The sequence below is a fragment of the Bacteroides sp. An19 genome, from assembly GCF_002160215.1.
GTDB classification, from domain to species: domain Bacteria; phylum Bacteroidota; class Bacteroidia; order Bacteroidales; family Bacteroidaceae; genus Phocaeicola; species Phocaeicola intestinalis.
Genome location: NZ_NFKD01000084.1, coordinates 1 through 15594 on the forward strand (window position 1 = coordinate 1; position 15594 = coordinate 15594).

The 15594-nt window shown below is 49.3% G+C and carries 13 protein-coding genes; 8 read left to right on the forward strand and 5 right to left on the reverse strand.

Annotated features, from left to right (window positions below):
* Positions 1-1629: FtsX-like permease family protein (locus tag B5F25_RS19180; protein ID WP_140406986.1), on the forward strand; the 1629-nt coding region annotated here is incomplete at its 5' end.
* A gap of 139 nt (positions 1630-1768) precedes the next feature.
* Positions 1769-4117: an ABC transporter permease gene (locus B5F25_RS19185; protein WP_087251505.1), complete on the forward strand. Its 2349-nt coding sequence runs from the start codon at positions 1769-1771 to the stop codon at positions 4115-4117.
* Between the two features lie 232 nt (positions 4118-4349).
* Here the strand turns inward: B5F25_RS19185 and B5F25_RS19190 are convergent, their stop codons facing one another.
* Genes B5F25_RS19190 through B5F25_RS19200 form a run of 3 tightly spaced genes read right to left on the reverse strand, consistent with a single transcriptional unit; the run spans position 4350 to position 6489 of the window.
* The gene (locus B5F25_RS19190; protein WP_087251506.1) at positions 4350-4937 is read right to left on the reverse strand and encodes a DUF2271 domain-containing protein; all 588 of its coding nucleotides are present in this window, start codon (positions 4935-4937) and stop codon (positions 4350-4352) included.
* Between the two features lie 5 nt (positions 4938-4942).
* On the reverse strand, positions 4943-5449 hold the full coding sequence (locus B5F25_RS19195) for a PPC domain-containing DNA-binding protein (RefSeq protein ID WP_087251507.1): 507 nt from the start codon (positions 5447-5449) through the stop codon (positions 4943-4945).
* Between the two features lie 11 nt (positions 5450-5460).
* Positions 5461-6489, reverse strand: coding sequence for an aldo/keto reductase (locus B5F25_RS19200; RefSeq protein WP_087251508.1), 1029 nt, complete (start codon positions 6487-6489; stop codon positions 5461-5463).
* 131 nt (positions 6490-6620) lie between these two features.
* Here B5F25_RS19200 and B5F25_RS19205 point away from each other — a divergent pair, with 131 nt between their 5' ends.
* Complete coding sequence (locus B5F25_RS19205) at positions 6621-7499, forward strand: AraC family transcriptional regulator (protein WP_087251509.1); 879 nt, start codon at positions 6621-6623, stop codon at positions 7497-7499.
* A 170-nt stretch (positions 7500-7669) separates the two neighbouring features.
* Here B5F25_RS19205 and B5F25_RS19210 read toward each other — a convergent pair whose 3' ends face one another.
* Positions 7670-8119: a hypothetical protein gene (locus tag B5F25_RS19210; protein ID WP_022041278.1), complete on the reverse strand. Its 450-nt coding sequence runs from the start codon at positions 8117-8119 to the stop codon at positions 7670-7672.
* Positions 8120-8686: 567 nt separating this feature from the next.
* Between B5F25_RS19210 and sppA the strand changes: the two genes are divergently transcribed.
* The 5 genes from sppA (at position 8687) to thiL (ending at position 13755) form a co-directional block, all read left to right on the forward strand.
* Entirely contained in the window at positions 8687-10450 is a 1764-nt protein-coding gene (sppA, locus tag B5F25_RS19215; protein ID WP_087251510.1) for a signal peptide peptidase SppA, read from the forward strand.
* Between the two features lie 186 nt (positions 10451-10636).
* A complete protein-coding gene (locus B5F25_RS22015; protein WP_158098017.1) occupies positions 10637-10813 on the forward strand; it encodes a hypothetical protein in 177 nt (58 codons plus the stop codon).
* Between the two features lie 22 nt (positions 10814-10835).
* Positions 10836-11951: a tetraacyldisaccharide 4'-kinase gene (gene lpxK / locus B5F25_RS19220; RefSeq protein ID WP_087251511.1), complete on the forward strand. Its 1116-nt coding sequence runs from the start codon at positions 10836-10838 to the stop codon at positions 11949-11951.
* Positions 11908-12717, forward strand: coding sequence for a purine-nucleoside phosphorylase (locus B5F25_RS19225; protein ID WP_022041274.1), 810 nt, complete (start codon positions 11908-11910; stop codon positions 12715-12717). Before lpxK ends, B5F25_RS19225 begins: the two co-directional genes overlap by 44 nt.
* 3 nt (positions 12718-12720) lie before the next feature.
* Positions 12721-13755 (forward strand): thiamine-phosphate kinase, encoded by a 1035-nt coding sequence (thiL, locus tag B5F25_RS19230; protein ID WP_087251512.1) that lies wholly within the window; start codon positions 12721-12723, stop codon positions 13753-13755.
* 106 nt (positions 13756-13861) lie between these two features.
* Here thiL and B5F25_RS19235 read toward each other — a convergent pair whose 3' ends face one another.
* Positions 13862-15379 (reverse strand): DUF3843 family protein, encoded by a 1518-nt coding sequence (locus B5F25_RS19235; protein WP_087251513.1) that lies wholly within the window; start codon positions 15377-15379, stop codon positions 13862-13864.
* Between the last annotated feature and the right edge of the window lie 215 nt (positions 15380-15594).

A 15594-nucleotide genomic window follows, 5' to 3' on the forward strand; every position in this document is an offset into this window, starting at 1 on the left:
TCAATAGAAAACAATAAAATATCCTCGTTCCTCCGCTTTACGCCGATAGCCGACACGCATTTCTCGAAAGTAGACAACAAGAGTGCCAGCGGCCGTACCACAGTCTATCTCTTGCTGTGCGTGTCGTTCCTCATCGTCATCATCGCCGCTATCAACTTCATGAACTTCACGCTGGCGGAAAGCCCGATGCGCGTCAAGAGCATCAATACGCAGAAAGTGCTGGGAGCCACCGTGGGTTCGCTCCGCACGGGGCTGGTGCTGGAATCGGTGCTGGTCAGCGTCATTGCTTTCGGCGTGTCGTTGCTCCTGCTGTTGGCGTTGCGCGGCTCGGGCTTGCAAGACTTGGTGACGGCAAGCCTCGACCTGACGGCACATCCGCTGCTGCTTGCCTCCACCTTCTGCATCAGCGTGCTGATGGGCGTGCTGGCAGGGCTGTATCCGTCTTATTACGTCACCTCGTTCCCGCCCGCGCTGGCACTGAAAGGCTCGTTCGGCCTCTCGCCAAAAGGGCGGAAGCTGCGCACGGTGTTGGTATGCTTCCAGTTCTTCGTGGCGTTCATGCTGATTATCGCCATCGGCATCATGTATGCACAGAGCCGCTACATCCGCACGACCGATTACGGTTACGACAAGGATGCCATCGTGGTGGGCAACATGTCGTGGGATGCTATCCAGCAGCGGGAAGCAGTAGTCGGTGAGCTATCGCGCATATCGGGCGTAGAAGGCGTAGCGTTCTCGCAATTTGTTTTAAGTTCGAATGATTCTTACATGGGCTGGGGACGCGGAAGCGACGACAAGCACATTCAGTTCGACGTACTTCCGGTGGATTACCGTTATCTGAAAGTGATGGGCATCCACGTTACTGAAGGACGTGACTTCAAGGCAGGCGACGGCGATGTATATATCTTCAACGAGGCTGCACGGAAGAAATACCCGTGGATGGCGGTGGACCAACTTGCCACAGACGGCGATTATCCCATTGTGGGCTTCTGTGAGAACATCAAGTACAGCACGTTCCGCAACGATGACAACAGCCAGCCAATGGCGTTCTTCATCTACGGGAAAGACTATGCCGACTGGGGACGTTGGGAAAACTACGTCAACGTCCGCGTCTCCGCCGGCACAGACAAGGTAGCCGTTATCCATTCGTTGCAGAAAGCGATGGAGAAGTTTACGCCGGGACACGACTTCAACTTCCGCTTCATGGACCAGGTGCTCGACAATGCCTACCGCAACGAACTGCGATTCACTCGCCAGATTCTGCTCTTCTCCCTCCTCGCCATCGTCATCAGCATGATAGGCGTGTTCGGACTCACCATGTTCGAGAGCGAATACCGCCGCAAGGAGATAGGCATCCGAAAAATCTTCGGCAGCACCACGGGCGAAATACTCCGCATGTTCAACAAGCGGTACCTGTATATACTGATAGGATGCTTCGTCGTAGCGGCTCCCTTCGGCTGGTGGATAGGACACCACTGGCTGGAAGGATTCGCCGAACGCACACCCATCCGCGCCTGGATTTTCCTCGCCTCCTTCCTCCTCGTCACCGCCATCACCATGATAACGGTCACGGTACAGAGCTGGAAGAACGCCAACGAGAATCCCGCGAACAGCATCAAGACGGAATAAAACTTGTAGGGGCAGGGTTAGCCTGCCCGAATACATCCACGTGAACGCATACGGGCGGGCAAACCCCGCCCCTACAAGAAACTATAAATTGTAAATAGTAAATGACTAAATAGTAAATGACTAAATAGTAAATGACCACATGAAAACCTATTTCACCTTCTTGGAGCGCAACAAGCTCTTTACATTCGTCAATGTGGCGGGACTGAGCATCTCGCTGATGTTCGTGCTCCTTATCGCCAACATGGTGACACGCCAGCTCACCGTGGACAAAGACCTGCCCGATGCCGACCGCATCTATGTGTTTGCCAACGAACATTGGGCAGGAGGGCATTACAACTTGGGCGACCGCCTGAAAAGCCGCTATCCCGAGATAGAGGACTGGTGCGCCATCAAAGTATCAAACCCGTATGTGCAACCGGACGACAAGCCGGTGCAGGTATTAGGCGCCAGCGTGAAGAAAAACTTCTTCGAGTTCTTCCGCTTCCCCTTGCTGGAAGGGAACCGCGAACAACTGCTTACCGATGACAACAGCGTGGTGCTTACCCGCTCCGCCGCTCTCCGCCTGTTCGGCACCGAGCACGCCGTGGGCAAGACCCTGAAAATCATTCCTTGCAACAACGGGATATTTACCGTGACGGGCATCGTCAAGGACATTGACAACTCTATCATCCCTTCGGACATCGACATCTTCATCCCGTTCGAGAACATGAAATACATCCAATGGAGTTGTTCGATGGAATGTACCGAGATGAACAATGCGGCAGGAAGCACCCTCTTCTTCCGTATGGTTCCTGGCGCCGACCTGAACCGGAAAGCCGATGACGTAGCGGCATTCTTGAAAGAGTTTTACTGGCTGTTCAGAGACAGCGGCGACACTTTCCGGAAAGCCCAATTCATCCCTTGGCACAAATTCTACTTTTCCGAAACTCCTGCCACCGTCTACCTCAACCAGTACGACTTCAAGCTGGTAGTGATTTTCATTACCGTGGGCGTGCTTATCCTGCTGATGGCGGTGCTGAACTATATCAGCATGAGCGTGGCGCAGACCAGCTACCGTGCCAAGGAGATGGCTACACGCCGCCTGCTCGGTTCGTCGAAACAGAATATTTTCTGGCGGATGATAACCGAATCGTTCCTGCTCACACTGGTCTCGTTCATCGTAGGCTTCCTCCTTGCCAAAGCCGCCGAACCTGTAGCCATCGACCTGCTCCGTGCCAAGCTTGACATCACGGGCGACCTCAATGCCGCAACCGTTATCGTTTATATCCTGTTCATCGCGGCACTGACCTTGCTTTCGGGCTTTATTCCGGCTACGATACTTTCCAACTACAACCCCATGGACGTAGTAAAAGGCACGTTCCGGCGCAAGACGAAAGCCGTCTACCTGCGGGTGCTCAACATCGTACAGTGCGGGCTGACCATCGCCCTGCTCACCTGCTCCGCCTATCTCTCCGTGCAGATATACCGCATCGTGCACGCCCCGTTGGGCTACGAATACGGCAACGTGCTGACTTATCCGTCCTACGGCTCTCAAAAGAACCTGCAACTCTTCCGAACCGAAGCGAAGAAGCTGCCCTTCGTGAAACAGGTTTCTTTCTCATGCGGCATCCCCTTAGACGGAGGGAACAACAATACCACCTACATTCCTTCGGCGGACAGCACCTTGACGATGAGCTTCCAGACCTTTATCGTCGACTCGGCGTTCCTCGACATCTACCATATACAGATAACCGAAGACCGCCACGCGCCAATGGGAGGCAACAATTTCTTGATGAGCGAACGGGCGATGAAGTCGTTGGCAAACATCGGGGCTACGGACTATTTTACAAGCAACAATTACGGGCGCACCCAGATAGCCGGCGTGTTCAAGGACTTTGTTATCAGCCGGAGCCTGATAGACCACGATATCCATCCGCTCCAGATACAGATAGAGCACCCCGACAGCATCTATCCGTGGAACATATCGGTAGAGGTGCAAGACGGCGACTTGAACGCTTACAAGAAACAGCTGGACCAGCTTTTCAAGATAGCCGCCAAGGATTTCTCCTTCGAGTCGGCATGGTACGGCGACCAGCTTCGTGACCTTTACGCCGACTTCAGCCGCATGAACCGCCTGATGCTTATCTTTACCGGTGCCGCCCTGCTCATCTCCCTGTTGGGACTGACCGCCATGAGCCTGTACTTCATCGCCCAGCGCAAGCGGGATATGGCAATCCGCAAGGTATTCGGCTCCAGTTCGTTGGGCGAGCAAGAGAGGCTGATGAAGTTCTCGCTCGGTTCCCTAAGTATCAGTTTGGTGATAGCCGTCCCGCTGATGGTGTTCGGCATACACCAGATAGATAAGATTGTGACCTTCGACAGCACCTTCCCCTGGTGGGTTCCGATAGCTTCCATCATCGTGGTAGCCCTCATCTCACTGGTTTCGGTATACCTCATCAGCCTGAAAGCCACACGAGAGAATCCGGTGGAAAACCTGAAGACAGAATAAATTCATAGGCACTAGGTGACTAGGTACTAGGAACTAGGTTCTAAACACCTTAGTATCTACAGACTTAGTCAACTAGTACCTAGTTACCTAGTCAACTAAATACAGCATTGATCTATAAACTCTCTTAGATTTCAAATGCCGCCGGCAAGCTTGCGTGAGCAAGGAAGCCGGCGGATTTGTTTTTCTCCTGTTTCCGATGTCTTTCCAACTGCATGAACAACAGACACAAAATTCACTTTGCCATATGAAAGACTTTCAAATCTGTTATCATGTCTTTATTCACTGAAGGAGCTCCATAATATCGGGAAGATACAAGAACTGATTCCTCTTCGCAACTTCCCCAATGCAATTTAGCGGAGAAAACAACCCTGCTCTCCCAATACAGCGTGCCTTCTATAAAAACCATATACGTCCCTTTGGGTACAGGCATACCTTCATTGTTTTTACCATCCCACACATAATGTAACGTCCCGTTCCGAGGAGTGGCACCAGTGAAAGCATCAATATTGTCGGATATCCTATTTTTCGGATCAGCTTTGGCAACCCATGTGGGAACGGCATCTTTCCGGTATTCATATCCTCCTTTTGCTGTAAAAGACGTAACATACAAGGTACGTACCAACTTGCCCGTTTCGTCTTCTATCCAAATGGCATATTGGCTGGAAGCAATGCCGCCACGCTGGAAGCGGAAAGAAATCTCCAACCGTTCTCCTGCGGGAGTTTCTTTCGCATCTTCTCTGTCTTTCGCATACGAGGTGGTGCAACCTTGCAGGCAGATGCCGAACGCAACCAGAATAGCATAAAACAATCTTGTTTTCATAAGCTTTATTCGTCCAATTTATAGCAGTTCAATCCTATTTCCGGGACATAAACGCGGGTGACGGGGGTTCCGAAATCTTCCACCACAAACTCTCCGGCTCCGTTCAGCGTAGCGGCAAGCAGATGTCCTGCCAAAGCGGAATAATCGCTGCGTCCCACGGTGATGTGCAAATGGAGATAGGTCTTCCCGTCCATTTGGGAGATGTTTCCTGTCAGGTTGGCAATCTCCATCTGCTCTTGATAGGTCTTGTCCACGTATTGCTTGGTCTGGGGATTGAAAAAGCGAAGGATTAATTCATCTATCGCCCCTATCCCGTAAATGGTTCCCGACTGGATGCCCCGTTCTTCGCAGAAAGCGTTCAGGGCTTTGACGATTTCCGCACGATTTTGGATACTGACAACATATTTGTTGCCTATTTGCTTATAAGTGTACATATTTTGTAGATTTTGTGCGCTTGCCGGAATGAACAGCCATCCGCAAAGCAGCAGAATGAATATGAGTTTTAATTTCATGACAGTCCGTGTTAAAACAGTTGGGAGGAAAGTTCAGGCCGTTCGTCTTGGTGCCAGTAAGGATAAGGCTTCTCCGTCTTGCTGGCTGCATCGAGGCGTTGCATCTGTTCTGCCGTAAGCTTCCAGTCTACTGCCCCCAAGTTCTGCCGGAGTTGTTCTTCTGAACTGGCTCCGATGACAAGGCTGCACACCGTAGGACGTTGCAACAACCAGTTTAATGCCACTTGTGCCACAGCCTTTCCCGTTTCCGCAGCCACTTCATCCAACACATCTATTATATTATACAGACGCTCGTAAGCCACTACGTTATCCCTTACGGGTGCGCCTCCGCGTGCCACTCTTCCGTCTTGCGGCATGGGGTTGTTCCGGCGGTAGCGCCCTCCCAAACGTCCGGCAGCCAACGGACTCCAGATGATGCTGCCTACCTGCTGGTCTATGCCGAGCGGCATCAGTTCCCATTCAAAATCACGGTTCAGCAGCGAGTAATATACCTGATGCGCCACATACCGGCTCCATCCGCGCCGCTCGGATACCGAAAGCGATTTCATCAGTTGCCAGCCGGAGAAGTTGGAACAGCCTATGTAGCGTATCTTGCCGCTCGTCACCAGGTCATCCAAAGCCCGGAGCGTCTCCTCTACAGGTGTATTGGCATCGAAACCGTGGATGTAGTACAGGTCGATATGGTCGGTACCCAGACGGCGCAGGCTCGCCTCGCATGCCTCTATCAGATGGAAGCGCGAAGCCCCTTCCTCGTTGCGGCTTTCGCCCATGGGAAATGTCCCCTTGGTAGCAATGAGCAGCCTGTTCCGCTTTCCGGCAATGGCCTTCCCCAATATTTCCTCGGCAAGTCCGCGCGAATACATATCTGCCGTATCAAACATGTTCAGTCCGGCTTCCAGACACATATCCACCATGCGGGTGGCTTCCGCTACTCCCGTATGTCCCCAGCCCTCGAAGCCATGAGAGCCGCCGAAGGTTCCTGTTCCCAAAGTCAATGCCGGGACAAAAAGTCCCGAACCGTTCAGTCTGCGATATTCCATAATCAGTAATGTTTTTTGTTGTGCATCTTCCTTTCATTTGACATTGCAAAAATAACAGCAATAAAGAAGACGGGATTCCATTATATTTGCAGTATTATCCATTATATTTGCATCCGGATAAAAATGAAAGTATGCCCGTATTAGAACGTAAGATTGTACATAACATGGCGACGGTATGCAGCCATATTTCCTACCCCCGTTTTGTGCTTCCCTTGCACAAACATGTGGAGTACGAAATCATGCTGTTCACCCAAGGCAGCGGGAAACAGTTTGTCGGTGAAGGTGTATCCGAATACAAAGCCGGAGACATCGCCCTCATCGGAAGCAATGTGCCTCATCTCCACCTGTGCCATACCAAGCTGCATTCCACATCAGCAAGTCATCCGGAAGGTGAATGGAGTGCCGGAGAAGCCATACAGTTCAGGCCGGATATGTTTCCCGACAATATGAAAGACATTCCGGATTACCGCCTCATCTACGATTTGCTGCAGAAAAGCCAATATGGAATCCGCTTCTACGATGAAAGTCTGTTTGATGAAATGATGGAGATGGTACGGGCTTTCGATTCTTCCGAATACACCTCGCGTATGGTCTGCCTGTTGCGCATGCTCGAAAAGCTGCATGATTGCCAGCATTTCAAATTGCTCTCCAGTACAGCATACAATCAGGCGAATCCTGTCCCCGACATGAAAGAACCCGTCAATAAGGTATATGCCTATCTGTATAACCACTTCAAGGAAAAAGTGACTTTGGAGGAAATAGCGGAGTATGTCAACCAGAACCCTACGGCATTGTGCCGGTATTTCAAACAACGCACGGACAAAAGCATTTTCCGATGTCTGGCAGAGATACGGATTGAACACGCATGCAAATTGCTGGCTTATTCAACTATGAACATTTCGCAAATAGCCTACGAATCAGGATATAACAGCGTCACCCATTTCATTGCCCAATTTGAGAAAATCATCAGGCGCACACCGTCTGAATATCGGACACAGATAAAACTGTAAAATGCCGCTTCCCTGCTACAAGCTGCCATCAGACAAGCCGGCAAGGAGTTAAAAGCCAATGCTTCTTTGCTATCGGCATTTAACTCCTGCCGAAGGCATAACTCCTTCTAACTCCTTTTATCTGCTGACATTTTGAACTTTTTACTTCTGATGGGTATAAACAGTTTCTATTACAGTTCCAGTATGCTGTCGCCGTTCCGCTCGGCACGCAGCAGCTTCCGTTCCGTGTGCCGTTTCAGGCTTTCTTCGAAGTTTACTCCTTCGCGCATGTTACCGAAGGCTTCTCCCGGCGCCCAGTTTACCCGCACCTCTTTGATGTGCCGGTCGGGCTGGAACGCTTCCATGCTTTCGGCTCCTTCGCATCCCAAGGTAATGTAAAACTTGCCCAGGTCATCCAGTTCCACCTGATAGCCTTCCTTCAGCAACTTTGCGGTAGCTTCCGCCAGCATCTTCGTAATGGCGATGAAGTCTCCCGTGCTGTAAGCGCACCCGTGGGCTCTGATGTGCCGTGCCACTTCTTCCAGCGAGAGGGTTTTGATACACTGTGCCGAGGCGAAAGCCCGCTTCGGACGTTCCGGGTGACGGGGTTCGCCGCGCATTACTAAGCTGTACTTTATCATATTCAGATTATTTAAAAGGTTGTTGTTATTATCTTCTTCTCCCAACGCAGATGGCTTCGTCCGGTGTAAGATTATTAATCTTCAGGCTGCAAGATTATTAATCTTACAAGCGGAAGATTAATAATCTTACACCGGATGCACCTATATGCGTTTGCCGGCGCACCTATATCCGCGGACTTCCGCAAGCGGCTGCGTCTTACAAAGATACTATCTGGGAAGGCGGTTGTCAAGAGTTTTAGGGAAAATTATGCAGGGAATTGTTTCACGCACACGAGACTTGTCGTTTGCTGCAAACGCCATGCGGTGCCGATGTTTTCTTCTGTCGTATTCTTGCCTGTAATGTATGTCATGCGCGGTACAAGTTTGTGCATTTTTTCACCACAGCAGACACAGAGGCTTTTAAATTTTTCCCTGTGATACCCTGTGTCCGCTGTGGTAAAATAGTTACGTTACACTAAATGCACAATTTTATTCCGTGCAAAGTATATACAGGACAAAATCGGTTTGCAAAATATCCAGAAATCGTTATCTTTGTGCAAAAGAAACAAAACCAAATACATTACGACAATGAAAGATTTCTTAAAGTACTTGCTGGCTACCGTTATCGGTCTGTGTATCGTGGGGGCCATCTTTACCATTATCGGCATTGCAAGCATTGCCGGCATGGTGGCATCATCGGGAACAGAAACCACGGTGAAAGACAATTCGGTATTCGTAATCAACCTCAGTGGAAATGTGGCCGAACGCAGCCAATCGAATCCTATGAACCAGCTCTTAGGTGACAAGTTTACGACCTATGGACTGAACGACATTCTCAATTCCATCCACAAAGCAAAAGAACACGAAAAGATAAAAGGTATCTGCCTCAATGCCGAAGCCTTTGTCTGCCCAAGTGCCTCGCTTCAGGAAATACGTAATGCCCTGCTCGACTTTAAGGAAAGTGGAAAATTTGTCGTGGCATACGGAGGCAACTACAGCCAAAGCACATATTACCTGGCAAGCGTAGCAGACAAAGTGGCTGTAAATCCGCAAGGCAGCCTTGCCTGGCACGGACTGGCTGCACAATCAATGTTCCTGAAAGACTTGCTTGACAAAGTGGGCGTAGAGATGCAAATCTTTCGTGTAGGAACTTACAAATCGGCGGTAGAACCTTACACATCCACCGAAATGAGTCCGGCAAACCGCGAGCAGACACAGGCATTCGTCAACTCTATCTGGGGACAGATGGTGAAAAATGTATCCGAATCGCGCGGCATCCCTGCCGATACACTCAATGCACTTGCCGACCGAAACATGGATTTCCAGCCTGCCGAAGCGTACATCCAGACAGGACTGGCAGACACACTGCTGTACAAGGACGGAATGCTTGCCTATCTGAAACAACTGACCGGGACTGATGAGGACGACAACCTGAACACCCTTTACGTAGAAGATATGGTGAATGTACAGCGCAACATACCGAAAGACAAGAGTGGAAACATTCTGGCGGTATATTATGCTGCCGGCGAGATAGGTGACGGCGCACTGGCTTCGGACGAAGGTATCAACTCAGAACAGATGATAAACGATCTGCGCCGACTGCGCGAAGACGAAAACGTGAAAGCCGTAGTATTGCGTGTCAATTCACCGGGCGGAAGCGCATACGGTTCGGAACAGATATGGCGTGAGGTGTCCTTGCTGAAAGAAAAGAAACCGGTCATTGTGTCAATGGGCGACTATGCGGCTTCGGGCGGTTATTACATCTCGTGTGCAGCCGACTGGATTGTAGCCCAACCTACTACACTGACCGGCTCTATCGGTATCTTTGGAGTAATACCTAATGCCCAAAAGTTACTGAACGACAAATTGGGCATCCATTTTGATGTAGTGAAATCCAACCGGCTTGCCGACCTGGGCGATATCAGCCGTCCGTTTACCGAAGAAGAAAAAAATCTGGTACAGGGAATGGTGAACAAAGGCTATGAGCTCTTTACCAAACGATGCGCCGACGGACGCAAGATGCCGGTAGAAGACATCAAGAAAATAGCCGAAGGCCGTGTATGGACAGGCGAAATGGCAAAAGACCTGAAGCTGGTAGACGAACTGGGCGGTATTGACCGTGCCATCGCCATTGCAGCCGAGCGTGCAGAGATAACGGAATACACCGTAATGGACTATCCCAAACAAGAGGAATTCTTCCTTAGCCTGCTCAATTCGACAACAGACCACTATCTGTCCGCCGGACTGAAAGAGCAATTGGGCGAATGGTACGAACCGTTCCGTTTTGTGAAGAACCTCAAGAATGCAGACCACATCCAGGCACGCATGCCTTTTATATTGACAATTAATTAGTCATGCCAATCAGGAGTTAAAAGGGAGTTATAGGTAGTTATCGCCCGCTTGGCAGGCTGGGAGTTAGAAACCCATACCTTTTGCACCACTTTCAGAAGCAAGGCTATTGCTTTTAACTCCTGAACGAAGTGATAACTCCTGTGAAACATAACTACGTTTAAGAAGCTGTTTTGAATTTATCGTGCGATGATTTGGGATGAGTTTTTGAGGCATTTTTGCTTCTGTGATGAGGAAGATAGCGGGCTATCTGACGAAGAACAGGAGCGAAAAGGACCAAAAAATCGCCCAAAGCACACACGAAAACGGATACATCAAGCCAAGAAAAACTTTTTGGAGAAATTCAAAACAGCTTCTAACTCCTGATTCACATTAGTCAACTAAAAATATGCATAACAAGCCGAACGACATACAGATATACCGCAGCCTGCTGCCCCTAGCTTGGCTATACGGAGTGGGAGTGCGTTTGCGCAACTCCTTATTCAATAGAGGCGTGCTGCATTCGCACACGTTTTCCGTACCGGTTATCTGCATCGGGAACCTCACGGTGGGAGGCACAGGCAAAACCCCACACACTGAATACCTGATACGCTTGTTGCACAGGGAATGGCAAGTAGCTGTATTGAGCCGGGGATACAAACGAAAATCGAAAGGATTTGTGTTAGGGAATCCGGAAACGCCCATTGAGGAGATAGGTGATGAACCTTACCAGATGTTGCACAAGTTTCCGGACATCTACGTAGCGGTAGACCACGACCGGTGTCATGGAATCCGCCTGCTGACTGATGGACATACGGCACCCGGTACACGGGTTATCCTCTTAGATGATGCTTTCCAGCATCGGTATGTGAATGCAGGCGTCACCATTCTGCTTATCGATTATCATCGCCTGATTACGCGCGATGCTTTACTCCCTGCCGGGCGTTTGCGCGAACCGGTAAGCGGGAAAGTACGGGCAGACATTCTGATAGTCACCAAGTGTCCGCCCGGTCTGGATACAGATATCCGGAATGCCATACGGAAAGAACTGGCGCCACTCCCCCGACAAGAGTTGTTTTTCTCGACCTTGGCATACGGGAAACTCCAGCCTTTGTTTGTAGAGGCACCCGAACGTAACCTTGAAAGCGTCCGGACGGATGAGTACATCTTGCTCCTTACGGGTATCGCTTCGCCTGCCCCTCTCATAAAAAAACTGTCGGAATACAGTCCGCATATCGTTCCGCTTACTTTTCCCGACCATCACGCCTTCGATGCTTCCGATATACAATGCATCAAAGACAGATTCGGGAAATTGCCGGAAAAAAAGCGGTTCATCGTCACGACCGAAAAAGATGCAGCCAGGCTCATCGGACACCCTGATATGGACAAGGACCTGATACCTTATATATATGTGCTGCCTATTACGGTAGAGTTCCTCGATGAAGAAGAAAAAGAAATGTTCAACCAAAACATCATAGAATATGTTAGAAAAAATACAAGAAACAGCAGCCTTTCTGAAGGCTAAAATGCAGACTCATCCTGAAACCGCCATTATCTTGGGAACCGGTTTGGGAAGTTTAGTACATGAGATAACCGATAAATATGAAATAAGTTACAAAGATATCCCCAACTTTCCCCTTTCAACCGTAGAAGGACATAGCGGTAAGCTGATATTCGGCAAGTTGGGTGGGAAAGACATCCTGGCGATGCAAGGGCGTTTCCACTTCTACGAAGGCTATTCGATGCAACAAGTGACCTTCCCGGTGCGGGTAATGCGTGAATTGGGCATTAAGACGCTTTTTGTGTCGAATGCTGCCGGAGGCATGAACCCTGATTTCGAGATAGGCGACCTGATGATTATCACCGACCACATCAACCTTTTCCCCGAACATCCGTTGCGTGGAAAGAACATCGATTACGGTCCCCGCTTCCCGGACATGAGCGAGGCTTATTCGAAAGAATTAATCGCCAAGGCATTGGAAATCGCCAAGGAAAAAGGCATCAAGGTACAGCAAGGCGTATACGTAGGCACACAAGGCCCGACATTCGAAACGCCGGCAGAATACAAGATGTTTCATATCTTGGGCGGTGATGCGGTAGGTATGTCCACCGTGCCCGAGGTCATCGTGGCAAACCATTGCGGCATTAAGGTGTTTGGTGTATCGGTCATCACCGACTTAGGCGTAGAAGGTAAAATCGTGGAAGTATCGCACGAAGAAGTGCAAAAGGCAGCCGATGCCGCACAGCCGCGCATGACCACTATTATGAGAGAACTGATAAACAGAGCGTAAGCCATGCACGAAGGGAACAGAACCGAAATAGCGACGCTCGGCGAATTTGGCTTAATCAAGCGTCTGACGGAAGACATTAAATTGGAGAACAAGGAGTCGGTGTACGGCGTAGGCGATGACGCCGCCGTACTCTCCTATCCGGATAAACAGGTATTGGTTACTACCGACCTGCTGATGGAAGGCGTACATTTCGACCTAGTATATACTCCGCTGAAACACTTGGGGTACAAGTCGGCCATGGTGAACTTCTCGGATATCTATGCCATGAACGGGACACCCAAGCAAATCACCGTATCGCTTGCCGTATCGAAACGCTTCTGCATCGAAGACTTGGATGATTTCTACGAGGGAGTGAAACTGGCGTGCCGGCAGCATCACGTGGACATCGTAGGCGGAGACACCACTTCCTCCGTAACAGGCCTTGCCATTTCCATTACCTGCATTGGGGAAGCGGACAAGGACTGTGTGGTTTATCGCAACGGTGCGAAAGAAACCGACCTGATTTGCGTATCGGGTGACTTGGGAGCCGCTTACATGGGACTTCAGTTATTGGAACGTGAGAAAGCGGTATTCCAAGGAGAGAAGGACGTGCAGCCCGACTTTGCCGGAAAAGAATACCTGCTGGAACGCATCCTGAAACCGGAAGCACGGCGCGACATCATCGAAAGCCTGGCGAAAGCCGGAATCAAGCCCACGGCAATGATGGACATTTCCGACGGACTTTCTTCTGAATTGTTGCATATCTGTACGCAAAGCAAGGTAGGATGCCGAGTTTACGAGGAGCGCATCCCGATAGATTACCAGACCGCCGTCATGGCGGAAGAATTCAACATGAACCTTTCGACCTGTGCCCTCAACGGAGGCGAAGACTACGAACTGCTCTTCACCGTCCCCCTCACGGCACACGAGCAAGTAGAGCAGATAAAGGATGTGAAAGTCATTGGCTACATCACCAAGCCCGACTTAGGCTGTGCCTTGCTTACGCGCGACGGCACCGAGCTGGAACTGAAAGCCCAAGGCTGGAATCCGCTGAAGTAAGATATAGAAATAGCATTATTCACTACAGAGGGCACAGAGTACCACAGAGAAAAATTTAAATACTCTGTGTGCCTCTGCGTCCTCTGTGGTGAATAGAATGCTTAAATTATGCATCATAATCTTTCTCCCGACAACGGTGGAAGAAATAATCTGTCAGAAAGTGCGCGTTTTGTTGTAAGAATTTCCGTCCGTACTCTTCCCCTTTTAAACTGTTCAGCATCGCATCCGGTAGCATGCCCCTGTCTTGCAACATGCAACTCAAGTCGTATGGAATCACGTCCGGGCTAAGTAAGAAAGAAAGCGCTTTTTGAGCAGCGGCTTTTGCATCGTAAAACGGATTGTCGGGCGACTTGACACATTCGCATAACTGGGTTTGTATGTACAGTCCGGTTCGAGGACTTGCCATCAAGATCAATCCATGCTTTGCTCTTATTGGAGGCAACTTCAATCCTTCAGCCGTACGGTATTTCATCTCATGAGTCAGGAAGTCAATCATTTCCTGCCGGGATTTGCAGAAATAAAAAAGCTTTCCGCCGGTTGCCCGTATGAAGTCTTCATACACAGCCTTTTCGTTCCGATGTTCTTTTTTGTCACGCAGGCTTTCTACAGCTTGCTTTATGTCATTATTCAATGACGGCAACAGACTCATTATACCTATTTGATTCCACACTTTTCCATAATGCAGCAAGGTGCAGAGAGCAACTGATTCACCCACTTGCCTGTCTTTGATAGAACTCAAGTCGAAAGAATCCTTAGTAACTCGATACACTTCATCCTTACCGCATAAGTCCTGTAAATACAAGAAACCGTCATCTTCCCCTGTAAGCAAGAAGAAACTTTCTATATACTCCTTTGTCGAACGCCATTCTTGCGGACCGTTGTTCTGTTCAGCCCACAATGCCAGCCATTCGCAAGATGTCAAGGATAAAAGGTCTCTGCGCCCTTGCAACATCAAGGCTGTATAGGTGTTATATACGAGCAAGTTCTTCTTCCCTTGCCAATCCTCGCTTAAATCGCTTGTTGTTTCTTCTAATTCATCCTCATATTGCTTTTGGTTTTCGATATTGAAATAAGAGTCATAATGAAACCATTGCAATACTAAACGATACTTCTCGAAACTGTCCCATCCTCCTTTTCCCTCGGGATGCATAAATTGCCAAAGCCGTTCATTTTCGGGTGCTGTTTCATAAATCTCATCCAATATGCAGTAAAGTTCATTCGCGAAAAGTTCTATCACTGGATTTTCGGGATTAATAATACGTCCTTCATCTCGGGAAGAGAACTGTATATGATGCCATAACAGAAAGCGTATGTCTTCTACATTAATTTCATCGGGGTAATAATTTTCATCCAGCGGATAAAAGGGAAGCCAGTTCCCGTAACGTTTCTTACACGCTGCTGTAAAAGTAGTCCAAATTCCTACTTGGCTGATGACATCCTCAAACCAGGCTGTCAGGCAAAGGCTAAAATAGCGGGCATCCTTCTCCTCAAACATTCCGTCTGCTAAAGGCGTGTTCAGTACTTGGTAAATCTGATTGGCTACATCGGTGTAATAGCGGTCTACTTCGTCCACAATTTGATAAAGATGCAATTTTAACCATTCTTTCGGATATATTTTCTTCATTGTTTATTGATTTTAGTTGCACACATCGTTGTTCTTTCTTGTCAATTTTGACCGAAAGTACAAAAAAATCGTTTATCCTTTTGCTTTCCCGGTTATTCCCACCGTCAAGTTAGAAGTGCAACTCCTCCACCGCCTTCCTCCGTCCTTGGAGCGTAGCGGAAAGGGCGGAGGAAGGCGGTGGAAGCCGGGCTTCGGGTCATCCGGCAATACAAAAT